Genomic DNA, 24,484 nt, shown 5'->3' on the forward strand with positions numbered 1-24,484 from the left:
TCGAGGTAAAAATGAACTCAATTACTTTATCAGAACATCGTTGTGCAAACAAATGTACTGATTTTAAAGCACAGGGTGAGCAGTGTAATCACTGCATGATTCAGCATATTGAAAAGCAAGAAGCTGCTTTAGGTTTAGCACCAGAGTCTGCATACATCCAACCACAACAACACTTACTAAGTGTGGTTGGAGGCATTAACCAGGCACTAAAAATTCTTAATGATAATCCAGATGCATTTGACTGGTATTCATTAGAAAAGAATTACTACTACGATTCTGAAGTTAGATCGAATTTAATTTCTCTTGAAAAGCTTCAAAATGCTTGTAATGAATACTTTGTCGCGGTTTTTGGTGGCATCAAAGCAATTAAATATCTTGTTGAGAATGCACCAGTTGGTGCGACTCATTTTGATCGTTATTTCGAGAAAATTGATTTTCTAAAAAAAGAAATCTTTATTTGGGTTGAAGGCGATTGGTCTAAACAAGAATTAAGAATCATGGGATTCAGTAAGGCTATTGCAGAGAGTATTGCAATCAATGATCTGAAAAATACTTTAGAGACATATCAACCTAAGGTTATTCCAACTTTTGCAGAAAGTAATTTTACATATGAACAAATTACACAAAGCACAGTTGACCGCATTGAGTTTTTCAACAATCAAAAATTGATTGCACAACAAGATGGAAATCTTTCAGAAGCTGATTCTTTTGATAATCAAGCTGATGGTGCATATTTGTTGTGGTTTTATTTAACAAAGTCATGTCAAAGCAAATTTGATCTTGATCGCCTACAAAAATTGGTAGGTGCTCGATAATGAAATCAAACAAAAATAATCGTTCACACCTCCAATGTGTATTCAATTTCCATAAGTCGGCAATTTCTCTTTTGTTAGAAATGCAGCAAGAAGCAATTCAGGCATCTTCTCCAGACGATCAAGTTTGGCGTGAGGACTGGAAAGCACGTTTGGCTTTTGAGCATCAATTAAAAGATGACGTTTGTGAGCAAATTGAATCATCGTTATTTGCTTCGAACTTAATCAATTTTAATGGTGAAAGCGTTTTTGTTGTAGTTGCTGATGAAGCACGGGCAGGTGCTGCATGAAAAAAACACCTAAGTTTCAAATCAATGATTTAATTTTGAAAAAGAAATCTAATCATATTTTTCAGATCGTTAAGGTTTTCAATATAGGAAAAAGAACGAGTAAGTATCGGTTACTGAACCTTTCTACATCTTCTGAAACAGCTCATCTTGAATCACAGATCGAACGTAAAGCGACAAATAAAGAGGCAGAAGCTAATAAGCGTTTGCCTGAAGAAAAAATCCAGCCTATTGAGAAGATAGTTCTATCAAGTATTGGCCCATACAAAGATCATTGGGCAATTGTCTATATTGAACCTAATTCTACCTATAGCCTTGGCGGTGGACGAATTACATTAGTTTGTGATGATTTCGCTGGAAGTAGTTTTTTTAGTCATGTAGGTCAAGCCTCATTTAAAAAGTTCATTGCGCAATGTGATGAATATTATTTGATAAAAAAACTTTTCCCTAAATTGATGGATACCGTTCCTGTTCAAAGTGGTGAGGAATTTTTTGAATGGTTTGCAACCAGCTATCTTGATGTTCTTAAAGATGCACGTAAGTCTGGTGAAATTACTAAAAAGAAATTGCGTTCCGCTTATAAAGATATTTCAGATAAGCAGTTTAATGGAGCTTCACACCTCTATGATTTGCTTGATAGCGATTCATTAGAGTTATTAAGTAATTTACTTGGGGATGATTGGTGGTGGGATAAAAATCCTAGCTTGCCCAATAGCCACTATGTATTTCTATTAGACATTCTGAAAGATGTCATTGCCGAATTTAAGAAATTAGATGAGGTGATGGTATGAGCCAATTTACATTTGATGAATGGTTGCAACTAGTTGCTGACCTTAAAACTTCTCAAACTGAATTAAATGCTGGTACTGCAAGTCCAATTTTCCATGTTCAGGAAGAAAAAAAGGTTTATGGATTTAATTCAGAATATTCAGATAAGAGTTGCTGGGTAGATGGAGAAGAGGGTACAGAGTTCGATACTGCACTTGATTACTTTAATGAACTAGATGCAGAAGATAAACATGAACTCAATGCTTTAGCAATTGATGTTCATAGTGAGCTCTTTACTGATCTTGATGCATGTGATCAAAGCGATGTTTTAAAAAACTTCTCAAAAGATAATGACCTACATCTTTATAAAACAAATTTTAAAGTTGAATGGTTTGATGTTGGTGTTTTCTTAACGTACCAAGAAGCTGATTGGTTTATTAAGCGTAAACAACATGATTATGGAAAATTAAGGATATACGTCAAATCCCTATATTGGGCACCCCAACACAAACGTTTGATCCAAGCCATCTTGAATGGAGAGGTTAAGTACGTAGTTAAAGGCCATAGCGTATGACACAACCATTCAATTTATATCAAGGTGATTGTTTACAGGTTTTGAAAGACCTTTCTGATAACTCAATAGACAGCATTGTCACTGATCCGCCCTATGGACTGAAATTCATGGGTAAAAAATGGGATTGTGAAGTACCAAGCATTGAAATTTGGCAAGAATGTATTCGCGTTCTTAAACCAGGTGGGCACTTACTAGCATTTGCTGGTACTCGTACACAGCATCGAATGGCTTGCAATATTGAAGATGCAGGTTTTGAGATTAGGGACATGATTGCTTGGATCTATGGTTCAGGCTTTCCAAAATCTCATAACCTCGATGGAGAATGGCAAGGTTGGGGTACCGCATTAAAACCAGCGCTTGAACCGATTACTTTCGCACGTAAGCCTTTAATTGGTACGGTTGCTCAAAATGTACAACTACATGGAACGGGTGCAATAAATATTGATGAATGTCGTATTTCATTAAATGGCGGATATAAATCTAAGGCAAATGGACGCCCATCTTTGACTGGACAATCTGACAATTACATTCCTGTATGTGCAAATCAGCCAGATACGGTAGGACGTTGGCCTACAAATCTGATTCACGATGGTAGTGATGAGGTTATGGATAATTTTCCCATTACCGCCAGTGGAAGTAACAACAAAATAAAAGCTTCAAGCAAGGACCAAAACGGTAATACCAGTAATTCATTTGGTAAAGAAAGCCGTCCTTATGGCACTGAAACTGTTTCATATGGTGATAGAGGTTCAGCAGCAAGATTTTTCTATTGCGCTAAAGCAAATCGTACAGATCGAAATGAAGGTACCGAAAGCTCAAATAAGCCAATGCTGCAGATGAATTCAACAATGCGAGATTGTGAAAATGTTGATTGGTCTAAGCGAAATGGGAATTTTCATCCAACTGTAAAACCTACGGAATTAATGCGCTATTTGTGCAGATTAGTTACGCCTAAAGGTGGTGTAGTGCTTGATCCGTTTATGGGGTCGGGTAGTACAGGCAAAGCAGCAATATTAGAAGGTTTTGGCTTTGTAGGTATTGAGCGCGAAGCAGAGTATTTCGCAATTGCTAATGCTAGATGTCAGTTTGTCAAAGAAGGCATTAGTTCAAAAATGCCAGATCAGCAAGATTTATTTATGGAGGCGCTCTAATGCATTACTACGAAAAGAAAATTGGTGATTACCATCGTAAAGCAGGACGCCTTAATATTTTACAGCATGGTGTTTATAACTTGCTTATGGATGCTTGTTATGACCGCGAAGCATTTCCAACTGAAGCACAAGCGATTGATTGGGTCTGGGCTGAAACTGATGAAGAAATTGCAGCAGTTAAGTTTGTTTTGAAAAAATTCTTTGTTATGAATGAGGAAGGCATCTACATTCAGAATCATATACAAGAAGATTTGATTGCATATAAAACTTATATCGCTAAACAGGCAGAGAATGGTAAGCAAGGTGGCCGTCCGAAAGGGTCTAAAAACAAGGCGAAAACAGGTAATGATTCTGGTGAATCTCAACAGGGAGAACAACTAACTGGACAAACCCAAGAAAACCCAACGGAAAGCGAAATAAACCCACCGCTTAACCAAGAAAACCCAACGGAAAGCCAAAAAAAGCCTAAACCAATAACCATTAACCAAGAACCACTAACCAATAACCAAGATAGTAATGGTAATAACGCGAGCGATGGAAAAGTTGGTTTTTTCCCGATTCAGTTTGCAACCTATCAAGCACATGACAAAGAATTTTATTCGTTACTTGAGCTTGCAAGCGAGCATTCACAATTTCAAATGGACTTTATTGATCTAGCGGTACCAAGACATGAATCAATTTCATCAACTGATTTTCAAACCTTGCTACAAGATTATTGTGATTTCTTTGCAGCGAAAAACGATAAAAACACGCCAAGCATTTGGTTTGTGAAATGGCTTAGTTGGATTCAAAACAATATTCAAGACGTGATTAAACGTCGGGAAAAGCAAACCAAAGCGAATCAACCTGTAAATACTAATCAACCAGCTAAGGGCTATTTTGAGCGCATTCTTGATGAAGAACAAAGCGCAAACACCATTGTGGACGTAACGCCTTCAAAAAAGCTGATAGCTAGTGGGGAGTACGGACATGCATAAAATTACGATTCAGGATATCCGCATCCTAATTTCAGATTTACGTGTAATTCACGCTGCGCAATTCAACAAGAATTTTCCAACAACGGGTGATAATGCCGTACCGATGGAGTTTGTTGAATCAAAAGCGATGGAATGCCTGTGTGATGTCAATGTAGATCAGTTTGAACGCGCACGGACCAGATTACTTAAATCGGGTGGAAAGTTTATGCCGTCTTTCTCTGATTTCCGTGATTGGTGCATTGGTGAGACGTGGATGTCAGCAGATGAAGCATGGGCGCGTGCATGTCGTTTTACAGCTGACAAAAGTGTGCAAATCACGCAAATAACAAAAGTTGCCCTCGATGAAGTTATTCAATTGATCTATGAAGGTCATATGAGAACAGCACGAGAACAGTTTTCCAATACATATAACGCCTTTGTTGCCAAAGCTCAGCAAGTTGGACGTACCCAAGAAATGTATGTACCGCCAAAGCAATTGGAACACAAGAAAAAAAGCCATGTACCAGTATCTAATGATGAAGCTGTACAGCGCCTTAACGCATTGAAGCAGAAGCTAAATATTAATAATCGCTCAATTCAACAACCGCAAAAACTTGAACCAAAACAAAACTTGGCAAGTCCAGCAGTTCAAGAGCCGTGGCCTGATCCATTCGATCAACCAGACGAATATTTAGAAGCATGTGAGCGTGATGGTCTGAATGTCCCTAAAACCGTTATTAAGCATATTGGTGGTACAGCATGAATCAGACAATAGCTCAAGCAAAAGAGCCAACAGAAGCGAAAACAACGCAATTTAAAAAGGGTACAAGAGTACACGTAGATTTCATTAGTGATTCGCGCACTGAGTTTTCAGGAAAACATATCAAAGGTTATGCAATTGTAGATCGCCATGAAGATGGTTATGTCTACGGTCAATTGGAACAAGGCACCCCGTTTATGTGCCCTGAAAACTTTGTTCAACTCACTTCACTGGAACTAATTAAGCAAATTCGTGAAGAATTCGAAACATGGTTAAAACAGCAAAACCAATATTCAGTATTGATTAATCAATATGGTGTGGATGTTTTTACTTACGATTCAATCGACGGCTATCAAAAATTAGCTGTAGCATTGGCATTTGAACTCTGGAAAGAACTTCGCTTAAGCCGTGCTGAAACTAAGGCTTTACTTCATAAACTCAATACGTTGAACACTGCTTCAAAGGGTGATCATCATGGGTAAAAGTCGTAATTTATGGGAACAGTGGGCGAAAAACGGCAAAACTGAATTCTTTGCTATGCATCCACTGATTGAAACCAAAACGAATCGCCAAGCACGCGCACGTCGAGCTTTAGATAAAAAAGTTATTTTGCCATGTGCTGTAACTAGTGAAACTGTAAACGGTGATCAACTGCATCAAGGCAGTACAGGCGGATTAGTCATTACAGGTAAAGGCTTTATCACTGTAAAACTACCTTATGGCATTAGTGCCAATGATATTTGGCGTGCCACGATTGATGAGAGCACAGGTAAACAACGTAATAGTTTATCGGTTGGTGCTAAGAAATTTAAACGTCGAGTTTTTGAAATTTATGCACCAATTTTTAAAGCGCTTAAATGGAAAGCAACTTCACAACAATGTGAAATTCGATTGCTTGTTCAGCCACCACGAAAAACTCGTAGTTATAGTGCATCAACATATCCGCGCTTTGATATTGATAACTATCCAAAACTGCTAATCGACTCTTTGAAAGGTACAGAGCTACTTTTTAAAGATGACAACATTTTTGTGAAAGAAAAAATTGAATTTGCAGAACCTACTGAAGATGGTTGTGTATGGCTTTCATGTGTATTTATCAACGAAACAAATTGGCTAGATAAGAAAGTGAACTTCGACTGGCTTGCTGGGAGAGTTGCATAATGGCTAAAAGAACTGATTTAGAAAAAAGAGTCATGATCGGTCGTAAACTTGCCCTTGCAAGAGAACGCCGTGGGATGCTTCAACACGAAGTTGCTATTGAATTGTTTGGTGTTGAGCAAAAGAACCGTATTAGTGAAATGGAGAACGGTAAGACATTGCCTGACGCTGAGCTACTGCAAGTCATGTGTAGCATGTATCGGGTCTCTGTCGATTGGGTATTAGGTTTTACGATTAATCCTGAACTTAATGAAACTGAATCTGTCGCAGGGGTGTTGTTCAATAGTGTTGGCGATATTCTTGCTGACAATCTAAACGCGATTACAGCACAGATTTCTTTGTTATGTGCGAGACATATCAGCTCATTTCCAAAGGCGCTACAGGTACAGCTATTAGAGCAATCAAAAACTGTCGCAAAACAATTTTTGCAACTAGATCGCGTTCAACAAGAGAAATTACAACCTGTAATGATGGATTTAATCCAAACAATTCAAGAATGTGAAAAAGAGCGCGCAGTTCAATTCAATCATATTGCCAAAGGTTTGGAAGATATTTCAGATCGTGATGAGGATCAACTTCAAGAGAAAATACTTCAAGACTTAAAGAGCCAACGTAAAACACGGTTCACTCAAACAACGCTAAAAGACAAAAAGGATGATGATGACGATCAGCAACTTGATTTTTTATCTGGTACTGGATTGGTTTAATCATGGCAGTGCAATCATACTCACAAGAAATATGGGATCGACTCAAATTAGTTTATGAGTCATCCCCTAAGATCACCTGGCAAAAACTGGTTGATCAAGTCGGTGAGGAGTTAGGCTGTGAAATGCCTTCTCCTTCAGTTGTGCGCCGTAAAGCAATCGCTGAAAAATGGAAAAAGTGCACGAAAAACCTAGTCAAAAAGACTGCCCGTGAACTCAATAACGAAATTAAAAAATTGACTAGTAAAAAGACTAGTCAAGAAAGCACCCAAGATAATGAAAATGAAGGAGTAAATACTAGTCAAAAATCTGTCAAAAAGCCGTCAAATATTGCTGAGATTTGGGGTCAAAAATCAGATGCAAATAAGGGTTTTAGTACAGCTGATCTTAATCGACTGACTTCAGCACAGATTATTCAACAGAATCGGCTTCGACTGGCTGATTTGGGCCAATTAGCTGGTGACACAATTACCAGTGTTATTCATATCAGAGATGAAGTTTTACAGCTCGATGTAGGAAATTTAGATCCAGAAGATGAAGCAGCTATCAAAGTTATTAATGGCTTGAAGTTCAAAATGGGTTTGATCAGTCAAATCGTTGAACTGAATGTAAAGCAAAGTATCACTCTAGCTAATATCGCAAAATCCGAAGCCTTGTTTTGGGGCTTTGAAATTGAAGAACTCAAAGATCAGTCTGAAATTCAGTCGAAACGCTCTGCGGTTGTTGCTGGTGCTGAAGAAAGAATGAGACTTGCCAAAGAGAAAATGGCCACTGATAAAAAAGCAGCCTTTGCACGTAAGTTAGCAATGATTGAGGCAGGTGATCCAGAACCTGACCAACAAGAACAAGAGGAAATAGCAAATGGGTAATTTTAAAATTGGTGAGACAGTAGCTTTACACATACTTCAAGATATTAATCTTAAAATTTATGTATTTCCGATAGATTTTACAAGGGAATATATCAAAGAAAATTATAAAAAAAATTCTATCTACAAGAGATCCAAAATTAAAAAAGTTAAAAGATTGTGGAGCTGTTTTTTCAAACGTATGTATTTACTTGATGATGGTCATTGGTACAGCGAAAAGCAATTAACACCAATCGTTAGAGTTAAGGCGAGTTTGAAAATTGAAGTACAACAAGAGGCAATTGCATGATCAAAACAAATTTAACTCATAGAGAATTGTGTGAAGTCGGCGCTGCGTTATTGAGAAAACCTGAATCTGCTAATGGACACGGTTGCCATTTTTCAATCGTAGAGCCTTCTTGCTATGGAGAGAATCCCGATGTTTTCGGCATTCGCCACGGCAATGGATATGATGTCGGTACTATTCTTTTAGAAGCAAAAACTAGCCGTTCTGATTTCTTGGCTGATAAGAAAAAACCACATCGTATTGATCCAGCAATGGGTGTTGGTAAATGGCGCTATTTCATTTGCCCGACAGACCTAATTCAACCTGAAGAATTACCAGAGCGATGGGGGTTGATCTACGTTTCGAATGGAAAGCGGTGCAAATACATTAAAGGCGCAATGGCTGTACCTAAAGAGAAGTATGACAATGAATGGAATCAAAATTCCCAATATTGGCGCAATGGTAAAGCATTAGAACAAAGCTTTATCGATTTTGCTTTCAATGATCGAAATGTACAGAACGAGTTCAATTTATTGACGATGGCATTAGCTCGATTAAGAGATCCTGAAAAGATTCTTTACATGCAACGAAATTTCACCCGGTTAGAAATGGAATGCCAAAGACAAGCGCATGAAATTCGAAAGCTACAGCAAGATGTAAATCTCAATAATTGTATTGCAACTTTGGAGAAATTTTGAGCAATGAAAAATGGTCAAAAGTGGTATGTAAGCCATGCAGAAACAATAGTACAAAACGTGCTTGGGTTGATTATTGCGTTCATTATTTTACGTTTCTATGGGCTATCTACTCATGAAAGCGTTCAACTTCAAGCCATTTTCTTTGTCGCATCTTATGCGAGAAGTTACGCCGTAAGACGAGCATTTAATCAATTTGAAAATAAAAGGGTAAGCCAATGAATGCAATCAACGTAGGTGATCAAGTCGTTATGACTGATGAAGATGATTACAACTCTATTTTTACAGTCGTAGGTCAACCTTTCCGCATGTATCAGCTAAAAGGTCCAGATGATTTATTCTACGGACGATTGAGCATTCAAATAAGACATGCAACATCAGAAGAAATTACAGCAGGTCATAGAATAGACCATATCGGTGAGCCTAACGGATTGGGTACAGACTCAGACATAGTCAACCACAATACAGGGTTATAGGTGATTAATCATGTGTCCATTATGCGGTAGATCAAAAGGTGGTTTAGTTTGCGGTTATTGTGGCTGGGTTCAATCATGTAATGAGTTTATTTGGTTGCCGCAGGTAGTTAATCCAAACGATATTATTGAAGCTTTAACAGGTGATATAGACCAATCACTTTGCGATGATGAGGTTTGCCATGAATCAGTTTGAAATAGGAGAAAAAATTTTATATTTAGGTATTTATGGCAATGAGTTTAATTTAGTTGATGAGGTCATTGGTATTGAGGACGATGAATATCTTAATAGAAAGAAATACATGATCAAAAATACTGAGTCTGGTGAAGTTATAAGTCAGTATGGTACCAATTATAGAAAAGCGACTAAAGAAGAAGTCGCCGTAGGTCATAGATTAGAATCAAACAACGGTCAAGCAATAAGAGTTTGTAATTTAAATAACAATTCTCGAAAGTCTTTCACTATGGATAGACAAATCAAGCAATCAAAAAATGAATCTTTGTTAGAATATTTAAACAGATGTGAGGAACAGGTAAAGCGTTGGCCAAAGTGGAAAATCGAGAGCATTCGAGATGCTTTTGGTCTCAACACAATTAAAGGAAAACAAGCTGGAACCATATAAAATGTTAGAGCTAGGTATGGCGCAAAATCACTCTATGTAAAAATAGGGTGATTTTTTTATGTCTAATTCAGCAAGTGGCTTACAGTATGATGAACTTGGGTTTCTTATTGGCCTGAAGCAAACAGGAAAAGACGTATCCAAAATTGATAAAAACGTGGAGCAAATCCGCGATATTTTAATTGGTTTGCACAAAGATATTGAGAACCAATATTCGCGACAAGAGGACCAACCAAAACCAAAATTAAGCGCGTTAGAACAAGCACTCATTGATGCCCAGATTAAACCAGCTGATTTTTCTGATCTAATCCGCGAACAGGCAAATCCTTTAGTTCAATCTTCACTAGCTTTAGACCGTGTTGCTAAGTCTATTGAGGACTTAATAGCTGAATCAACTAAAACAGAAGATAGCAAACCACAGCCTAAAGCAAAGCCTAAACGCCGTGCGATTGAAATCAATAGCACTGAGGACGTTATAAGAGAATTTGGCAATACTGGTGAACGTCGACGTGATGCTAATGGGCGTTTCATAGGAGCTAATTCAGAACAATCAACATTAGGCAAACTTGCTCAGACTATAGGTAGCACGATTAAGGGCGTAATGCCTTCAAATCCGCAAGGTGTAGACCCTACACTTGACGCAATTAATGAAGTTGCGACGGTACTATCACCAGTGAAGCGAGCTGCTGGATTTATGCTACGTCCGCTTACTGGTTGGATGAAGTCACGCAAACGTAATGAGCCCTTGCCTAAAGAACAAAGTGACCATAATCGAAAACAAGTAAAACTACTTCAGCGAATTGCTGATAATTTGCAATCTAGGGGCGGTTTGCTTGGTGGATTAGGAAAGCTACTTGGTGCTGGTGGTGGTCTACTAGGTGGCCTTTTGGGTGGTCTACTTGGCAAAGGTAAAGGCTTAGGCAAAGGTCTAGCTAAAATCCTTAAATTTGGTAAAGGATTACCTGTAATTGGCGCATTACTCACAGCTATGTCATTTAGCGATTGGGGTACTAAATCAACTAAAGAAAAGGGCGGTACAGTAGGTTCGGCTGTTGGTGGAGTTGCTGGTGGTGCGATAGGAAGTATCTTTGGTCCCGTTGGGACAATTGCAGGGGCAGCAATTGGTTCATGGGTTGGTGAGAAGCTAGGTGGTATCGTAGCGCCGTATGTAAAAGAATGGACGGATTCTTTAATTGAGGCTGATATACCGTCAATGATTTCAAAGCTTGTCAGTGCTGCTTTGAAACTTACACCTGCTGGAATGGCTAAGTCCCTGTATGACTGGGGTAAAGAAAAATGGAATGAAAAATTTAATGGACAACCTAATCCAAGTTACCTGTTAAGAAGCCAATATGGTGGGAAAGGGGAAAATGGTGGGGAGCCAGTTAAGTTTGGGGCTGCTGCAAATAATACAAATAGCTCAGCTATCACGAAGATTGTGACTCCTAGAAGTGGTAGGTCAAATATAGTTGAATTAGCTGATGGTTCGGTGGTTAAGCGCACTGGTAATAGGAATTGGAGAAATAATAATCCTGGCAATATTGAATATGGCGAATTAGCAAAAAAATATGGAGCAATAGGTTCTGATGGTAGATTCGCAATTTTTCCAGATTATGATTCTGGTCGAAATGCAAAAGAACATTTAATCTTTGAAAGTAACAGGGCAAAAAGTTTGTCTACTAGATTAGATTATGGGCAAGGCTTAGGATATAAAGATAAAACTTTAAAGCAAACAATAGCTTCATATGCGCCAATTGAAGATAATAACGATACATTAAAATATCAACGGAATATATTGGCTGCGGTTAATGGACAAAATAAGAAAATGTCTGAATACTCTGCTGCGGATAGAAAAAAAATTATGGATGCAATGGAAAAAGAAGAAGGTTTTTCGATTGGTAAAACTCAGATAATCCAAAATGCAAAAGTAACACCTCAAAATAATACAATATCAAGCAAAAAGTCATCACCATTGGCACATTCAGAGATATCGAAAAATGCAGAATCAATCGTACAAAAGGCAAAAGACAATGTACCAGTTTTGAATATGCAATCTTCAATTAAACCTTTAGCTGCGCGCACAAACACGTGGGATGCTAGTTATAGACCTCCAAAAGTTGATACAAATGTGCTTCCAGCAAAAGAATTTTTAACATCACCTACACCACAGGAGGTTATTGTTACTAATCAAAATAGTGGTAATATCAATCAAAATGTGAGCAATAGATTATTAGCTCATGCAATAACAGGTGGCTTAGGTATGGGGGATAAATGGAATGCTTAAAAAATTAATAATCGGTTCACTAATGTTTTCGCCTTTAATTCTTGTACATGCAGGATATTTTCCGCCTAAAGATGTCCAAAGTCTTATAGAGAAAACAGAGATACTAGATGATAAGTGTCGTGGTGGTTCAGGGGATGATCCTAAAACTATGAAAGCATGTGATGAACGAGAACATATAATAAAAAAAATTGAAAAAAAGGGGTATTGCTGGGGGGCATTTCGTAGTGATGCTTCAGAATCTGCTAAGCAATGGATTCCTTGTAAATTAGATAAGACAAAACAATAGTTTGCGCCATAAAATCACTAGATTTATCATCATAAATCTAGTGATACTGTTTGTAAGTTTAATATAGAAATTAGAGTTAATAACATGGAAAAATTTATTATCAGCTTAGTCATTTTATTAAGTATTTCAGCATTAGCAGATGCTGCTGATACAGAAGCACAACCTAAAGAAGTTAAAGCAAATCAATACACAAAATGTGCTTCAAGTGCATTAACCACAGGATTAATAAAAACAGCTTTTAACCAGCAAAGTGATAGAGAGTCACAAGCTCTTATTTTTGGTGGAGCAGGAATGGCATTGTATGCTGGTTACTTATCTTCTCCTGAATATGCTTTGAACAGCTATAAAACACATCAACAAAAAATAAAGTCGGACTCTTTAAAATATATTAGTAATGGAAATAGAAACGAAATTTATAAGTTTACAGTTTCGTATCTAGTACCAAAAAATGAAAAATGCGAGCCTTTATTTAGAGAGCTTGGAGTAATTTTAAAGAACAAAGATGCTGATTGGGATAACTTTAAAAATTCAGATCAAGCCAAGAAGTTAATAGAGGATATAACGCAAGCTTCCAAGGAAATGATTGCTGGTAAAAATTAAAATTAAATAGTGAAATAAAAAGACTTATGCATATGAAAACTAAATTTATAATTTTAACAATTCTTACAACTTTATTTGCTGGTTGCCAAAAGCAACCTGAAACAAAGCTAACTGATGCTGAACTTTCAAAAGTAGAAGCTCAATTCAATGAATCGGATAAAAAAATAGGTGAGTATTTAGATGTACTTGATGATCCTAAAGCATCTAAAGAGCTGCAAACAAAAATACTTTGTGAGGATTATCCACGGCTTTATAACACAGTGTATATGCCAGCACTATTAAAGCTATCACCAAAAGAGAATAATGAGATGAGCTTAAAGAAAGATTTGAAGTTAGCTACTGACTATTATGCAAACAAGTTGAGTATTAAGTGTACTTAATTCATTGAAAATTTAAATAAATCTTGCTTATAAGTCGATATAGGCGTACAAAGCTAACTCGTCGGTGCGGGATGGAGCAGTCTGGTAGCTCGTCGGGCTCATAACCCGAAGGTCGTTGGTTCAAATCCAGCTCCCGCTACCAATTAAAACTACTATCTGACTTGGGTAAGTAGTAAAAAATAGTTCACATAAGTGGACTTTTTTTGCACCTATAATTTTTCATTTTCATGAAGAAGTCTTAAATGGCTTTATCACTAGAAAACTATATTTATTCAAATTTAAGTTTAGGATTACAAAAAATAATTTAGATTGTTAAACATAAAACAAAACATTACTTATCACATAAAATTAAAATAACTGGAGGATATGTAAGTTATTGAAACTATATACTGTTGTTATGTTCAATATCATATAATTTTATATCGTTAGCTTGGAAATCTCTTGCATGGCTGCATATAGTATTTATAATTGCATAAATTGATAGTGAACTTATGCACAAAGTTGTTCACAATCAATTCCACAGTGAGTTAGGAGTAGAGTTCATGCCAAAAATACAACCTTTTTTAGATCACCCAAAAGTGCTCTTGAGTGGTTGGATGTATCTTCCTACCGCTAATAAGCATTTTATTTAAACGGATTTGTAATTATAAAAAAATCAACATATGGGGATAAGCTTATGAAACATATATTTATGAATAACTTCTATGAGGGCTGGGATGGCTAATCACACATCTAGTCTTAATAAAGGCAGTGTAACGTTCTTGTTAGCGTTAACTGCCTTTTTAGTATCCATGTTTTTAATTGCTGGGAATATTTACAGTTTATTAAACTTAGGACAATGGAAAATTCCTGATTGGTTAGTTTTTTCTCAACTAATTGTGTTTGCTGTTTCTGCTTACATAGCTTATTCAACTATTCATTCATCACGTGATACAGCTCGTGAGCGTGCTACGCTAGATACAATACTAGATGACAATAAAGATGAAACCTTATTTCATTCTAAAACAGTTGTATTAAGATTTAATGATAAGCCAGATAAGTATTTTTCTGAGTTAAAAGACACAGTAAGTTCTCGTAAAACGTTAGCAAGCCTGTTAAGTGTTGAGGAGGGAGAACTTACAGAACAAGAAGCCATTGTAAGGATGCACCTTTTAAAAGTATTAAACCGGTATGAGTTTTATGCTATTGGTATAAATAAAAACTTATTAGATGAAGAAATGTTTAAAAGAATGTATTGTTCTACAATGCTTAAATTTTGGGCAATTTGTAATCCAGCCGTTTCCCAGCTCAGAGAAACAGTTAAGAAAGATACTTTGTTTAAAGAATTTGAATGTTTAGCAATTCGATGGAAAGCAAAGCCTCTAAAAAGTAATGATATAAAATGAAACACTAAGTTTTTGGAACTTCTAAATTAACAGTTTTTGATATTAAGTGAGAATAGCTCTATATTTTATAAGGCTATTCTTATATGGGTACTTTAAACTTAACGGCAGTTACACCAGATACGCCGTATATCAAAAAAATCAAATCAGCTTTGGAAAAGGCAACAGGTCAAAGCATTCCATTGGTTGAAATTAAAAAGGTTCAGCGTAAAGGTGGTGTAAGCGTTGTACCTATCTTTTTAGTATTTGCTGGTGGACAAGAGCTAACACTTTTCGCTCGTGCAAGTGCAGATGTCTTCAAATCTGAATTGAATGGAAAAGAGATCGTTTTACCAGGTGATTTCAGTGACGATTACCAACAGACTTTTGATAACGCCGTTTCAGGGATTGCCAAACTGATTCGTGAGGCTCAGCCGAAGGTGGAACAACAGAACCAAAAAGAAAAGGTTAAATTGCCACCACGAAAAAATCGTAGTATCCAGCAGCAAATCAGTGATAAGCGTGAAGAAGAAACACAACTCGATCAAGAGCTATCAAATCTGACAGCACAACGAGATCAACTTCTCGATCAATTAAAACAAGCACAAATACAAATGGAGGGTGGTGTAGCCACTCAGGGAAAGCAGATAGCTGAGGGACAATCCTCGGCTTTTGATTCAATTGATTGGGATGAAAAGCAGCATCCAAGAGATGAGAATGGGAAATTTAGTGTAAAATCAAACTCCAAAAAATCAAATCAACATCGTAATATGCCTTTATACCGTACTGATTGGGGTGATTTCCCCAATACAGTAATAGACCGCTCTCTTGGTGATGCAACCTCACATCCTCTATATGAGTCAGCGAAAAGTGGAAATATTGAGGATGCATATCAACTTGCAAAAGATTTAGTTTCTAACGATGCGATTAATCGGTTATCAGGGATTATCGGTGAGCGCAATATTACGATTGTTCCTGTTCATGCTGAAGAATCGGTTGGTCGAAATATGATTCCTTTAGCCACAGCAATCGTTATTGCAAAAAAACTTGGTGTTGAAGTGGACAGTAATATTGTTCAAGCTATAAAGGTTTCAAGAACGGGTGGAGATGGTTGGCATCGGTTAGCAAACCCTCCAAGTTTTGATGGTATGTTAAACGATAATAATCATGTTATTATGATTGACGACACCCAAACACAAGGTGGCACGTTTGCTGCTTTGAAAGGACATGTTGAAGCACTTGGTTCTAATAGGGTGATTGGAGCGTATGCTTTAACTGGTAAGCAATATTCATCCCAGTTGAAGTTAAATGAAACTACATTATCTGAATTGAGAGTAAAATATGGCGATCTTGAAAATTGGTGGAAATCAACATTCGGGTATGACTTTAAAAAACTCACCGAGTGGGAAGCAAAATACATCCTCAACTCAGGTAAAACAGTTGACGAAGTCAGAGATCGAATCATTGCGTCAAAACAAACGTGAAGCTCATGCAATTATGATGCAACTTAACTAACAAAAAATTAAACTAATTCTTTCAAAAAAAGACTACTTCGGTAGTCTTTTTTATTGGAACAAGAATAAAAAATAGTAGCTCTGAAGCAATAACCTAAACATAAAGCTTTGGAGTCAGCCATGTATCTTAATTATCAATCTGTGATTGTCGATATTTTCATTATTACTTCATTTATTTTGCACGTATATCTAGCATTTGGCAGTATTAAAACAATGTCTGGACCTTTATCAGCTTTGTTAAATAAGGGTGTTACGGATGTTATTTATAAGAAAGTAAAACGATTGATTTTTGGTTTGTCATTTCTCTGTTTATGTCTTTCTTGTCTTGTTACTTGGCGAAGCTATGAGTTGCTTTTATTCCTGAATGTGAATGGCTATGGACTTTATATTCTTTTAAGCACTTTTTTACTCTATAGCTTTGCGATTTTAGCAGCTTTCACTTTCTGTAAATTGTTGTTGATGACAGCACAAAGGTCAGGCTTATGATCGATTACAACAAAATCTTAGCAATGATTGCGCATTGGTTAGAGTCAGAGATCAATGGATATATTGGTTCAGATTATGGCCCAGACTTTAATAGTTTGTTTTTAGCACCGTTAAGCGCACCAGTCGCCAATACATTTATTCAAAAAATGAAAAGCGATATTCCGATCTTAAAGCAGTTAAGCGCAGATCAATTTCAGATGTGGGCACAAGACGAAGGTTTTGAGACCAAAATTATCTATTTAAGAATTGGTCAACAGATCGTAATTAATTTAAATGAAGTGCGCGAGAAGCAATTAGCGCGAAATGGAGAAACCTTCGATGTTGACGCAAGCTGATTTTGAAGCACGATTGATTGCCAATATAGATGATTTTGAAATACTGGAACGGTATAACGCACAAGATCCAATCGTCCTAAGGTTCTTACGCTCTTTAGGTGCATATCTAGCATTATTCGGTCAAGAATTTGAAATCTCAGAACTTGAACCATTTGTAAAAACTCGTGATCGTTCAGTTATAGCGGATGCGACGAATAAGGGTATTCTACCTATTGGGATGCCAACACAGCATATTTTGGAGGTTATCAATCGATCAGCGAATAGTATTACGCTCAGCCAAGGACGATTAATTGAGGACAATAGTGGTGGGCGGTATTGGAGATTATTACAACCAGTCACAGTTCAAGCTGGGTCTACTGGGGAAGTAACAGTAGAACAAAGTGAATACAGAGAAGTGCAATACACCGTCGCAAATTCAGAGACTTTTCATCGTGTCGAACTAAAGTTACAAGATGATCTGGCATTAGCTGGATTGTCTGTTCGTGATAATACAAATCAGAACTATATTCAAAAAAAACGTTGGATGAATGTAGCACCTTTGGAATATGCATTTAATCTTACAACGGACAGCCTACGCCGTATATTTATTGAGTTTGGGGATGATGACAGAGCAGGTCGAACAGCTGCAGCAAACCAGACGTTTACTTTTGGTATTCTTGAGACCTATGGTGACGTTGACGTTTCAAGGCTAAAAGATGCCTCCTTAGCTGAAGTTTTAACTTTAGATGAAACTAAAGTATCAGTACGTTTTAAGCAAGGAGCTGTAGTTCGGCAAGGTGCAGACCCACTTAATATTTCACAGTTAAAAGTGCTTTCGACATATCCTGCACTCTATGATGAAAATGCAGTTTTCTTAGGTAATTTTGATTACTTAGTACGGCAAAAGTATATGGCCCGATGCCACTATATCGCCGTATGGAATGAGAACGAACAGAATCGATATTACGGTGTTACTTACCAAGATATTAACCATTTACATATCGCCATAGTTGCAAAGAATAATTTAGAGCAAGCAAGCTTAGAGCAAGAAATCATTCAATATATTGGTCAACTTGATAGTCTTTATAAAGAGAGAGTACGTGTTCATATCGTGGAAGAAAAACCATTTATTATCACTCTTAATGGCCGTTTAGCTTCTGTACATGACTTAGATGGAGTGAAAAGCCAGATTAAAGGGTTGTTGATTGAACGCTATGGACGGACGCAATTAAGATCAAATCGTTGGTTAATGAATGGCTTTAATACACAAGAAATTTCTACACAACTCAGAAAAAATATTGTCGCCTTTCAAGATAACATTAGTGATTTCTCTGTAAATGTTCCAAAGATTTTGAATAAACCACATGAATGGGTCTTTGTTACTAATGAGAGTATTACACTTAATATTGAGCGAACAGCAGAGACAGGTGAAGCATGGTTCCTGTAAGTTTTACTCGACCAATTGATGAGCAGCCAAACAACCACACAGGCTTAGAAACAGTAATGTCAAAGGCTTTTAAACAGGTCTTTGCAGACGTTTATCAGCAAAGATTACAGGATGTTTTGGACTATGGAGCGCCACATTTAGGCAGTCGTACGGTCGTAGATCGTTTTACAAAAAAAGATGGATTAGTTGTTTTGCGCCGTCCATTTACGTCAGATACGTTAATGCGAGTGATTTATGCAAATTGGTCCAGTTTGGCAAGTGAGCGTGGATTAGGCTTTCTTGAATTTATTTTGAGAATGATCTGGACAGATAAGTGGCAAATTAAAAGGATGTGGCATCCTATTAACTTAATTAATAGTTATCCCTTATATTTAACTGATGAAGAAAAACCTGATCATTTTCTAACTAGCCGTATTCAAATATCAATTGATGATTCAATAGAGCTTTCTGAAATTATTGAACTGTCACCAATTTTAAGAAGATTAGTTCCAGCTAATATTGTAGTAAAAGTTATCGCAAACGGATTAGAAACAGACCTAGAAAGTCATACGGACCTAAGCATAGCTGTAATTGGCAAAAGTTATCTGATTTATGATGAAAGTGATGGGATAACTCAAAATTAATTGCCCATAACCAGAAAGCAATTTGATACTCGTTTGATAATTGGAACTCAAGAAAACTAAGTACACCTAACAATGGTTTTATGTATTTGTTTGATGAAACAACATAAACCATTGTTAGGATTTATACATGACTCAAGACAATAATGAAGAAATTGCACTAACAACCGATGTGGGTAGTGATGGTGATCTTCTTGTGGAGCAATTCTTAGGGTTCGCAGATAAAGATATTGGCGACGAAGAATTTGAAAAATTAATGGCTGGTCAAACGGTAGAAGGCGTAACAGCCTATAAACCAGCAACCTATTACAAAATTTCAGCCGATCCTAGCTCTACTGACTATAACGAACCTTTTGATATTCATCTCCATTTCCAAGATGGCCCAACATTTATTGATGGTGTGAATGGCGCGACCAATGAATCATTATTAAAGATCCTGATTCATCGTACTCAATACCTAGACAGTAAATTCCCATCAGACCAGAACAAACAAGCTATTGCTGCTATGCAAACGGCTTTAGCTGCATTTGATGCACGCACAGCGGAACGTCAAGCGCGTGGTGTTGAAGGACAACAGGTCCAATAATCGATTTGACTAGACTCAGAGCCAAACTGCTCTGAGCATTTAAAAAATAATATATAAAATTGATTTATGACTTTAAATATACTTTTAATTTAATAAAAAAATTAGTATCTTACGTGATATTAAGTTTTAGAGTTTTTATAAATGAAAAAAATTGATACAGAAAAAATTCAATTACAGAAAAAAATTAATCTTAGAACTTTGCGTTTTAATACAAAATTAAATAATTTGAAAAAAGTATTTAAGAGGCAAGCATGGAAAAAATATTCAGGAATTTTAAATTTTACAGGTGAATTAGCAATTTACAAACCTGCAAATAGGACGGAACTTTTAGAAAATATTAATGTTATTCAAAAATGGGATATAGAACAAAAACCGCTGTACTTGGACTTCTCAAAATTAACAAGTCTTGATGCATGTTCGACAAGCCTATTCGTGCATAATTTAAACAAATATCAAAATGTAAGAATGAAAGGTAAGCCATCTAAAAAAAATGTTGTCAGAGCTATGCTGACAAAATTAGGGGTTCACCGAAAGTTAGGTTTAAAAAAATATTTTTGCAATCAGTCCAAAGTTAATAAATGGTGTATTGCAAGAGGAACAAATAGTGATTTAACAAATGGTTACGAAGTTATTGAAAAAGTTCTGATGGATCATTTTAGTACTGATAATGAAGAATTTTATATTATTAATGAAGCTATTTCGGAAGCTATTAATAATGTTGTAGATCATGCTTATGATTCTGATGAAAGCCATAAGGAATGGTTGGCATTTGTTGCAATTGATGAAACGAAATGTAGTGTAGTAATTTCTGATTTGGGAAAAACAATTCCTGTTTCGGTTCCAAGAAATCTTAAAGATAAAAGTAAAGTAGTTTTGTCTCAACTACTTAAGCTTGATTTATCTGATTGGGGACGAATCAATGATGCACAAAGAATACAATTGGCTAGTAGTTTTAGAAAAACAGCAACAGAACTAAAACATAGAGGTAAAGGATTTGCTAATATGATGGAAGTCTGCAAACAAGTTACCGGTTCTGAACTCTATGTCTATAGCAGAAAAGGATTGTGGACCATGACAGATAATGGAAAAAAAAATCATAACCAAGTATTTAATAAATCAATTAATGGTACAATAATTTACTGGGATATACCTCTTAATCAATCTCTTATGGGTAATACGATGCTCGAGGCAGCCTAAGGAGAGAAATATGAATGAAAATGTGATATACGTTGCTAGTGATTTTTATCCACGTCCTTCTGGAAGATATCTTAAAGATGGTCAATATACTGGTGAAGCTTTTAGAAATCGAGTTCTAATTCCGAGACTTCAAGAAATTCAGAATTCAGGACTAACTGACTCTTTAGTTATTGATTTTAGTGATGTAACAATGGCAGGATCCTCTTTTTTAGAAGAAGCTTTCGGTGGGCTAGTTAGAACTAATTTATTCAGTAAAGACTTTCTGAAAAAAGTTTTAATTATTAAAAGTCCTCGACGTCCTGTAATCAATGATCGAATTGAGTTGTATATAAAAGAAGCATAAGAATGTCTATCACTTTATTAATTATTGCTAGCCTTTGGGCTAGCATTTTTAATTTTTTCTCAGAAGATTTAAGTAATTTTGTTTTTTCTAAAAAATTAGTTAATTTTAAAGACCTTACTTATTTACTAGCAATTATCCCATTTTATGTTTTTATTCAACGTGTTCATACTCAAACACAACAGAGATCACTAAAAAGTATCAGTGACGAAGTATCAAAAGTAAATGATTTTTTGATAGAGTTTATTGTTAAATATGAGCAGGTTGAGCATGACAGTGAGTTTGATGAAAAGACAGTTTCAGAATTAAAAATTCTGAAAAGTAAAATTAATGCACATTTAAATTACTTAACTGAATATTTAAATGAATTTCCTTACGGTGGTCCTATCAATTTTGTTTGGTTTTTCTTATTCAATCATTATTTATTTGAAGAACCTAGAAGAGTTGCTTCAACAATTGAATTAGAGTACCAAGAATTAATTACAGATGAAACGATTTTAAGCCTTGAAATAAACTTTTTAGATGGTAAGGTGAAAATAAAAACTTGTGATGATTTAAGATATTTGAATCTACAGTCTATAGATTTAATCATCAATAAAGGTCTGAAGTTACAGGTACATTTAGAAGAAAACTCTAGAAAAATGTTTTGATCTTGGAAATGGAACAAGACGAAAAATGATCTTAACCTGACTGCAAAAATAGCCCTAATACATAATCTATTGGGGCTTTTTCATGTCTGAAACAGGTCGAAAAACGAAAAGGATTACATACAATCTTCATGAGCGAGGTCGCAGTCATTTGGGGAAGGACCGCAGCAATGTTGATATGAATGAAATGATCAGACAGATCAATAGTCCACAAGTACAAGAAATGGTTAAAACAGGGACTTTGTACGGCTATAATGGTCATGAAATCCGTAAGCGTTATGGGATGAATCCGCCTGATTCAGTGATTATTGATGGCAAGGTGGTTTATTTAGAACGCTCATTTAGAACAATCGAAGCTCATGCCGATAAAGACGGCAATGTTACCCATGTTACTGAGTTCTTAGATAACGAATCGGGGGAATATGCGCGGAAACAATATTTGGCTCGTGTAGGTGGGTTTAGTTCAGCACAAAACTATAAGCGAGCTGGATTAGGTCTAATTCCTGTGGGGTTTTATGGCTTTGATTATGTGACACAGCCGAACTACACAACCAATGTGGGTGATGGTCAATTATTTGATGGTTTAGCCATTCCAGTTGAGCAGGATGGATTAATTGCAGCGTTTGATAGCACCACGGACGTTAATTTACTTTCGCCGTCAGAGGCAATGATTGCTCATTTACTAGAACAGCAAATTGTACGTGACTTTGACAATATTCATGCTCAACTACAGCTTTTACAGATGAATGGTCAAGCATTAGACCAAATTGATGAATTAGCTGGTCAAATTGCACGTAAAGAGAAACGACAAGCGATTCAAGATCAACGGAAACAAGATTTATGTTCTGGCTTAGTTGGTGAGGTACGATCATTTGATTCTGTTTGCGCTGAAGCTGAAGAACGTCTTACAGCAAGTGATTTAGCGCGAATGCGTATTAGTGGTGAAACACCAAAAAATAACAAAGCAAAACCACGCATTTTTAAGAGCATGTTTGGATTTGGAGGGTAAGCACTTATGTCTTTACCTAAAGATTCGCTTAAATGCATTCAGGATGGTTGGTACAAACTCCTAGTCGATTTTCGTGCATGGTATATGCCTGAAACCATTCAGACAGAAGAATGGAAAAAGCGAGATATTCGAACAGCAATAAAAAGTTGTCCTTCTCGTATGATGGATGACTCAGAAGCAATGCTGGCAGAATATCGTAAAAGCCAAAATGCTGATGTAACAGGTGGTGCAACGGCATTCATGCCAATCATGTTGACTGCTACAGCGATGTTAGATCAACCGCCTGATACGATGCAGCTTTTACCGATGCCTTATTTTGTGCCTATTGTGATAGGCGATAAGCAAGTGAAAATCCGACTCATCGCCAAAACGGTTAGAGCACAATTAGCTTTCTACGCAACCAATGCGCACGATGCTCGTTCAGTATGCGACCAGTTTTGTACTTATGTCCAAGATGAGGGTAAACGCCGTTTCCAAGTACCTTTTGATATGGGCATGAATCATATTGAAAAAAGCACATTTACCATAGTTGAGAATCAATTGTTTCCTTCGCCTGTGCCTAGTGAAGCAATTAACCTGTCTATCTTCACGATTGATGCTCAATTAGTCGGCTATGCACCACAAATTATTGGACTTGGTGGTCCTAACGATAATACGACGGACAACGGCTACAATCCGGACGGTTCAGTAGTTGATAAGCCAATTCAGGATCTAGTTGTCATTCAGGCTGATCAATTCTCAAGTGATGGCCATACCCGTGTTTTAGCAGATCGTGAAACTGGCGATATTACAGTGGAGCGTATCGATGACTGAAATTATTAAGATTGATGCGCGTGTAACTGGATTCTCTAATGATGAAATACGATTGATCAGTCTTTGTTTTGCAGATTCTGGTCAAATCCTTGTCCAAAAAACAGATATTTTCACGGCTTTACCTGTACGTCCAGATCAGCAAGCCGACACGATTGTAGTGACGGATTCACCGAATTTAGTCCAAAATTGGCAATTAAAATTTGATGCACAGCAGCATTTAGATGAAGTGATCAAGGTCTATCAAGCAAGCTTTAGAGCTGGTTTGGTTGAGTTTGAAAAGTCATTAGAGCGTTACAACCCGATGAATATCTTGCAGGTCCGTAAGATTGATAAAAATGGATTACAGCAAGAGTTCGATAGCAGCTCATTAGATAACGGCCATATCGCTGCGCTTATTTCTATATGGGCAAGCCATAAAATCGCTATTTCTCATGCAGTCACATCAAAAGAGGAAGTCAAAGAAGAATACATCGATAGAACCATGTTGCCGTTTAGTATTTAAAGCGGTGAT

General features: G+C 36.6%; 34 protein-coding genes and 1 tRNA gene. All 35 read left to right on the top strand.

Annotated elements, in window-relative coordinates; translation table 11 throughout:
* Window positions 1–11 precede the first annotated feature (11 nt).
* The 35 genes from CDG56_RS07365 to CDG56_RS07540 all read left to right on the top strand — a co-directional run bounded on the left by CDG56_RS07365 (window position 12) and on the right by CDG56_RS07540 (window position 24,475).
* A complete protein-coding gene (locus CDG56_RS07365) occupies window positions 12–815 on the top strand; it encodes a hypothetical protein (RefSeq protein ID WP_087547437.1) in 804 nt (267 codons plus the stop codon).
* Complete coding sequence (locus CDG56_RS07370) at window positions 815–1,102, top strand: hypothetical protein (RefSeq protein ID WP_087547438.1); 288 nt, start codon at window positions 815–817, stop codon at window positions 1,100–1,102. The genes CDG56_RS07365 and CDG56_RS07370 overlap by 1 nt, the downstream gene beginning before the upstream one ends.
* Window positions 1,099–1,890, top strand: a complete 792-nt coding sequence (locus CDG56_RS07375) for a hypothetical protein (protein ID WP_227519048.1) — start codon at window positions 1,099–1,101, stop codon at window positions 1,888–1,890. Before CDG56_RS07370 ends, CDG56_RS07375 begins: the two co-directional genes overlap by 4 nt.
* Entirely contained in the window at window positions 1,887–2,441 is a 555-nt protein-coding gene (locus CDG56_RS07380; RefSeq protein ID WP_087547439.1) for a hypothetical protein, read from the top strand. The genes CDG56_RS07375 and CDG56_RS07380 overlap by 4 nt, the downstream gene beginning before the upstream one ends.
* Window positions 2,438–3,592, top strand: coding sequence for a DNA-methyltransferase (locus CDG56_RS07385; RefSeq protein ID WP_087547440.1), 1,155 nt, complete (start codon window positions 2,438–2,440; stop codon window positions 3,590–3,592). Before CDG56_RS07380 ends, CDG56_RS07385 begins: the two co-directional genes overlap by 4 nt.
* Entirely contained in the window at window positions 3,592–4,569 is a 978-nt protein-coding gene (locus CDG56_RS07390) for a YdaU family protein (RefSeq protein WP_087547441.1), read from the top strand. Before CDG56_RS07385 ends, CDG56_RS07390 begins: the two co-directional genes overlap by 1 nt.
* Window positions 4,562–5,311: a hypothetical protein gene (locus tag CDG56_RS07395; RefSeq protein ID WP_087547442.1), complete on the top strand. Its 750-nt coding sequence runs from the start codon at window positions 4,562–4,564 to the stop codon at window positions 5,309–5,311. The genes CDG56_RS07390 and CDG56_RS07395 overlap by 8 nt, the downstream gene beginning before the upstream one ends.
* A complete protein-coding gene (locus CDG56_RS07400; RefSeq protein ID WP_087547443.1) occupies window positions 5,308–5,790 on the top strand; it encodes a hypothetical protein in 483 nt (160 codons plus the stop codon). The genes CDG56_RS07395 and CDG56_RS07400 overlap by 4 nt, the downstream gene beginning before the upstream one ends.
* On the top strand, window positions 5,783–6,469 hold the full coding sequence (locus CDG56_RS07405; protein ID WP_087547444.1) for a RusA family crossover junction endodeoxyribonuclease: 687 nt from the start codon (window positions 5,783–5,785) through the stop codon (window positions 6,467–6,469). Before CDG56_RS07400 ends, CDG56_RS07405 begins: the two co-directional genes overlap by 8 nt.
* Window positions 6,469–7,173, top strand: a complete 705-nt coding sequence (locus tag CDG56_RS07410; RefSeq protein WP_087547445.1) for a helix-turn-helix domain-containing protein — start codon at window positions 6,469–6,471, stop codon at window positions 7,171–7,173. The genes CDG56_RS07405 and CDG56_RS07410 overlap by 1 nt, the downstream gene beginning before the upstream one ends.
* A gap of 2 nt (window positions 7,174–7,175) precedes the next feature.
* Window positions 7,176–8,039 (top strand): hypothetical protein, encoded by an 864-nt coding sequence (locus CDG56_RS07415; RefSeq protein ID WP_087547446.1) that lies wholly within the window; start codon window positions 7,176–7,178, stop codon window positions 8,037–8,039.
* A complete protein-coding gene (locus CDG56_RS07420; RefSeq protein ID WP_087547447.1) occupies window positions 8,032–8,325 on the top strand; it encodes a hypothetical protein in 294 nt (97 codons plus the stop codon). Before CDG56_RS07415 ends, CDG56_RS07420 begins: the two co-directional genes overlap by 8 nt.
* Window positions 8,322–8,999 (top strand): adenylosuccinate synthase, encoded by a 678-nt coding sequence (locus CDG56_RS07425; RefSeq protein ID WP_087547448.1) that lies wholly within the window; start codon window positions 8,322–8,324, stop codon window positions 8,997–8,999. Before CDG56_RS07420 ends, CDG56_RS07425 begins: the two co-directional genes overlap by 4 nt.
* A gap of 3 nt (window positions 9,000–9,002) precedes the next feature.
* Window positions 9,003–9,218, top strand: coding sequence for a hypothetical protein (locus CDG56_RS07430; protein WP_087547449.1), 216 nt, complete (start codon window positions 9,003–9,005; stop codon window positions 9,216–9,218).
* Window positions 9,215–9,472 carry a hypothetical protein gene (locus tag CDG56_RS07435; RefSeq protein ID WP_087547450.1) on the top strand — a complete coding sequence of 86 codons (258 nt, stop codon included), beginning with the start codon at window positions 9,215–9,217 and terminating at the stop codon, window positions 9,470–9,472. Before CDG56_RS07430 ends, CDG56_RS07435 begins: the two co-directional genes overlap by 4 nt.
* Window positions 9,473–9,482: 10 nt before the next feature.
* A complete protein-coding gene (locus CDG56_RS07440; protein ID WP_087547451.1) occupies window positions 9,483–9,665 on the top strand; it encodes a hypothetical protein in 183 nt (60 codons plus the stop codon).
* Window positions 9,652–10,092, top strand: a complete 441-nt coding sequence (locus CDG56_RS07445; RefSeq protein ID WP_046739128.1) for a hypothetical protein — start codon at window positions 9,652–9,654, stop codon at window positions 10,090–10,092. Before CDG56_RS07440 ends, CDG56_RS07445 begins: the two co-directional genes overlap by 14 nt.
* A gap of 58 nt (window positions 10,093–10,150) precedes the next feature.
* Window positions 10,151–12,373, top strand: a complete 2,223-nt coding sequence (locus tag CDG56_RS07450) for a hypothetical protein (RefSeq protein ID WP_087547452.1) — start codon at window positions 10,151–10,153, stop codon at window positions 12,371–12,373.
* Window positions 12,366–12,659 carry a hypothetical protein gene (locus CDG56_RS07455; protein ID WP_087547453.1) on the top strand — a complete coding sequence of 98 codons (294 nt, stop codon included), beginning with the start codon at window positions 12,366–12,368 and terminating at the stop codon, window positions 12,657–12,659. The genes CDG56_RS07450 and CDG56_RS07455 overlap by 8 nt, the downstream gene beginning before the upstream one ends.
* An 84-nt stretch (window positions 12,660–12,743) precedes the next feature.
* Window positions 12,744–13,259, top strand: a complete 516-nt coding sequence (locus CDG56_RS07460) for a hypothetical protein (protein ID WP_087547454.1) — start codon at window positions 12,744–12,746, stop codon at window positions 13,257–13,259.
* A 32-nt stretch (window positions 13,260–13,291) separates the two neighbouring features.
* Complete coding sequence (locus tag CDG56_RS07465; protein ID WP_087547455.1) at window positions 13,292–13,639, top strand: hypothetical protein; 348 nt, start codon at window positions 13,292–13,294, stop codon at window positions 13,637–13,639.
* A 65-nt stretch (window positions 13,640–13,704) separates the two neighbouring features.
* A tRNA-Met gene (locus CDG56_RS07470) sits at window positions 13,705–13,781 on the top strand.
* A gap of 574 nt (window positions 13,782–14,355) precedes the next feature.
* Window positions 14,356–15,024: a DUF4760 domain-containing protein gene (locus CDG56_RS07475; RefSeq protein WP_171295124.1), complete on the top strand. Its 669-nt coding sequence runs from the start codon at window positions 14,356–14,358 to the stop codon at window positions 15,022–15,024.
* Between the two features lie 83 nt (window positions 15,025–15,107).
* Window positions 15,108–16,484 carry a hypothetical protein gene (locus CDG56_RS17280; RefSeq protein WP_227519049.1) on the top strand — a complete coding sequence of 459 codons (1,377 nt, stop codon included), beginning with the start codon at window positions 15,108–15,110 and terminating at the stop codon, window positions 16,482–16,484.
* Window positions 16,485–16,634: 150 nt separating this feature from the next.
* Window positions 16,635–17,000: a hypothetical protein gene (locus CDG56_RS07490; protein WP_087547457.1), complete on the top strand. Its 366-nt coding sequence runs from the start codon at window positions 16,635–16,637 to the stop codon at window positions 16,998–17,000.
* Window positions 16,997–17,335, top strand: coding sequence for a hypothetical protein (locus CDG56_RS07495; protein ID WP_046739123.1), 339 nt, complete (start codon window positions 16,997–16,999; stop codon window positions 17,333–17,335). The genes CDG56_RS07490 and CDG56_RS07495 overlap by 4 nt, the downstream gene beginning before the upstream one ends.
* On the top strand, window positions 17,319–18,761 hold the full coding sequence (locus CDG56_RS07500; protein ID WP_087547458.1) for a hypothetical protein: 1,443 nt from the start codon (window positions 17,319–17,321) through the stop codon (window positions 18,759–18,761). Before CDG56_RS07495 ends, CDG56_RS07500 begins: the two co-directional genes overlap by 17 nt.
* Window positions 18,749–19,384 carry a hypothetical protein gene (locus tag CDG56_RS07505; RefSeq protein WP_087547459.1) on the top strand — a complete coding sequence of 212 codons (636 nt, stop codon included), beginning with the start codon at window positions 18,749–18,751 and terminating at the stop codon, window positions 19,382–19,384. The genes CDG56_RS07500 and CDG56_RS07505 overlap by 13 nt, the downstream gene beginning before the upstream one ends.
* A 127-nt stretch (window positions 19,385–19,511) precedes the next feature.
* The gene (locus CDG56_RS07510) at window positions 19,512–19,967 is read left to right on the top strand and encodes a hypothetical protein (protein ID WP_087547460.1); all 456 of its coding nucleotides are present in this window, start codon (window positions 19,512–19,514) and stop codon (window positions 19,965–19,967) included.
* Between the two features lie 141 nt (window positions 19,968–20,108).
* Window positions 20,109–21,164 carry an ATP-binding protein gene (locus tag CDG56_RS07515; protein ID WP_087547461.1) on the top strand — a complete coding sequence of 352 codons (1,056 nt, stop codon included), beginning with the start codon at window positions 20,109–20,111 and terminating at the stop codon, window positions 21,162–21,164.
* A gap of 10 nt (window positions 21,165–21,174) precedes the next feature.
* The gene (locus CDG56_RS07520) at window positions 21,175–21,507 is read left to right on the top strand and encodes an STAS-like domain-containing protein (RefSeq protein WP_087547462.1); all 333 of its coding nucleotides are present in this window, start codon (window positions 21,175–21,177) and stop codon (window positions 21,505–21,507) included.
* Window positions 21,508–21,509: 2 nt separating this feature from the next.
* Window positions 21,510–22,154: a hypothetical protein gene (locus CDG56_RS07525; RefSeq protein WP_087547463.1), complete on the top strand. Its 645-nt coding sequence runs from the start codon at window positions 21,510–21,512 to the stop codon at window positions 22,152–22,154.
* An 82-nt stretch (window positions 22,155–22,236) separates the two neighbouring features.
* Window positions 22,237–23,160: a hypothetical protein gene (locus tag CDG56_RS07530; protein WP_087547464.1), complete on the top strand. Its 924-nt coding sequence runs from the start codon at window positions 22,237–22,239 to the stop codon at window positions 23,158–23,160.
* Between the two features lie 6 nt (window positions 23,161–23,166).
* On the top strand, window positions 23,167–23,973 hold the full coding sequence (locus CDG56_RS07535; protein WP_087547465.1) for a hypothetical protein: 807 nt from the start codon (window positions 23,167–23,169) through the stop codon (window positions 23,971–23,973).
* Window positions 23,966–24,475, top strand: a complete 510-nt coding sequence (locus CDG56_RS07540) for a hypothetical protein (RefSeq protein ID WP_087547466.1) — start codon at window positions 23,966–23,968, stop codon at window positions 24,473–24,475. Before CDG56_RS07535 ends, CDG56_RS07540 begins: the two co-directional genes overlap by 8 nt.
* Window positions 24,476–24,484 lie beyond the last annotated feature (9 nt).

It is taken from the genome of Acinetobacter sp. WCHA39 (assembly GCF_002165385.1).
Classification (GTDB): domain Bacteria; phylum Pseudomonadota; class Gammaproteobacteria; order Pseudomonadales; family Moraxellaceae; genus Acinetobacter.

Bases quoted from the DNA above. Each gene is read 5' to 3' on its own strand.
- CDG56_RS07365 (WP_087547437.1), top strand. From the start codon at position 12: ATGAACTCAATTACTTTATCAGAACATCGTTGTGCAAACAAATGTACT.
- CDG56_RS07370 (WP_087547438.1), top strand. From the start codon at position 815: ATGAAATCAAACAAAAATAATCGTTCACACCTCCAATGTGTATTCAAT.
- CDG56_RS07375 (WP_227519048.1), top strand. From the start codon at position 1,099: ATGAAAAAAACACCTAAGTTTCAAATCAATGATTTAATTTTGAAAAAG.
- CDG56_RS07380 (WP_087547439.1), top strand. From the start codon at position 1,887: ATGAGCCAATTTACATTTGATGAATGGTTGCAACTAGTTGCTGACCTT.
- CDG56_RS07385 (WP_087547440.1), top strand. From the start codon at position 2,438: ATGACACAACCATTCAATTTATATCAAGGTGATTGTTTACAGGTTTTG.
- CDG56_RS07390 (WP_087547441.1), top strand. From the start codon at position 3,592: ATGCATTACTACGAAAAGAAAATTGGTGATTACCATCGTAAAGCAGGA.
- CDG56_RS07395 (WP_087547442.1), top strand. From the start codon at position 4,562: ATGCATAAAATTACGATTCAGGATATCCGCATCCTAATTTCAGATTTA.
- CDG56_RS07400 (WP_087547443.1), top strand. From the start codon at position 5,308: ATGAATCAGACAATAGCTCAAGCAAAAGAGCCAACAGAAGCGAAAACA.
- CDG56_RS07405 (WP_087547444.1), top strand. From the start codon at position 5,783: ATGGGTAAAAGTCGTAATTTATGGGAACAGTGGGCGAAAAACGGCAAA.
- CDG56_RS07410 (WP_087547445.1), top strand. From the start codon at position 6,469: ATGGCTAAAAGAACTGATTTAGAAAAAAGAGTCATGATCGGTCGTAAA.
- CDG56_RS07415 (WP_087547446.1), top strand. From the start codon at position 7,176: ATGGCAGTGCAATCATACTCACAAGAAATATGGGATCGACTCAAATTA.
- CDG56_RS07420 (WP_087547447.1), top strand. From the start codon at position 8,032: ATGGGTAATTTTAAAATTGGTGAGACAGTAGCTTTACACATACTTCAA.
- CDG56_RS07425 (WP_087547448.1), top strand. From the start codon at position 8,322: ATGATCAAAACAAATTTAACTCATAGAGAATTGTGTGAAGTCGGCGCT.
- CDG56_RS07430 (WP_087547449.1), top strand. From the start codon at position 9,003: ATGAAAAATGGTCAAAAGTGGTATGTAAGCCATGCAGAAACAATAGTA.
- CDG56_RS07435 (WP_087547450.1), top strand. From the start codon at position 9,215: ATGAATGCAATCAACGTAGGTGATCAAGTCGTTATGACTGATGAAGAT.
- CDG56_RS07440 (WP_087547451.1), top strand. From the start codon at position 9,483: ATGTGTCCATTATGCGGTAGATCAAAAGGTGGTTTAGTTTGCGGTTAT.
- CDG56_RS07445 (WP_046739128.1), top strand. From the start codon at position 9,652: ATGAATCAGTTTGAAATAGGAGAAAAAATTTTATATTTAGGTATTTAT.
- CDG56_RS07450 (WP_087547452.1), top strand. From the start codon at position 10,151: ATGTCTAATTCAGCAAGTGGCTTACAGTATGATGAACTTGGGTTTCTT.
- CDG56_RS07455 (WP_087547453.1), top strand. From the start codon at position 12,366: ATGCTTAAAAAATTAATAATCGGTTCACTAATGTTTTCGCCTTTAATT.
- CDG56_RS07460 (WP_087547454.1), top strand. From the start codon at position 12,744: ATGGAAAAATTTATTATCAGCTTAGTCATTTTATTAAGTATTTCAGCA.
- CDG56_RS07465 (WP_087547455.1), top strand. From the start codon at position 13,292: ATGAAAACTAAATTTATAATTTTAACAATTCTTACAACTTTATTTGCT.
- CDG56_RS07475 (WP_171295124.1), top strand. From the start codon at position 14,356: ATGGCTAATCACACATCTAGTCTTAATAAAGGCAGTGTAACGTTCTTG.
- CDG56_RS17280 (WP_227519049.1), top strand. From the start codon at position 15,108: ATGGGTACTTTAAACTTAACGGCAGTTACACCAGATACGCCGTATATC.
- CDG56_RS07490 (WP_087547457.1), top strand. From the start codon at position 16,635: ATGTATCTTAATTATCAATCTGTGATTGTCGATATTTTCATTATTACT.
- CDG56_RS07495 (WP_046739123.1), top strand. From the start codon at position 16,997: ATGATCGATTACAACAAAATCTTAGCAATGATTGCGCATTGGTTAGAG.
- CDG56_RS07500 (WP_087547458.1), top strand. From the start codon at position 17,319: ATGTTGACGCAAGCTGATTTTGAAGCACGATTGATTGCCAATATAGAT.
- CDG56_RS07505 (WP_087547459.1), top strand. From the start codon at position 18,749: ATGGTTCCTGTAAGTTTTACTCGACCAATTGATGAGCAGCCAAACAAC.
- CDG56_RS07510 (WP_087547460.1), top strand. From the start codon at position 19,512: ATGACTCAAGACAATAATGAAGAAATTGCACTAACAACCGATGTGGGT.
- CDG56_RS07515 (WP_087547461.1), top strand. From the start codon at position 20,109: ATGAAAAAAATTGATACAGAAAAAATTCAATTACAGAAAAAAATTAAT.
- CDG56_RS07520 (WP_087547462.1), top strand. From the start codon at position 21,175: ATGAATGAAAATGTGATATACGTTGCTAGTGATTTTTATCCACGTCCT.
- CDG56_RS07525 (WP_087547463.1), top strand. From the start codon at position 21,510: ATGTCTATCACTTTATTAATTATTGCTAGCCTTTGGGCTAGCATTTTT.
- CDG56_RS07530 (WP_087547464.1), top strand. From the start codon at position 22,237: ATGTCTGAAACAGGTCGAAAAACGAAAAGGATTACATACAATCTTCAT.
- CDG56_RS07535 (WP_087547465.1), top strand. From the start codon at position 23,167: ATGTCTTTACCTAAAGATTCGCTTAAATGCATTCAGGATGGTTGGTAC.
- CDG56_RS07540 (WP_087547466.1), top strand. From the start codon at position 23,966: ATGACTGAAATTATTAAGATTGATGCGCGTGTAACTGGATTCTCTAAT.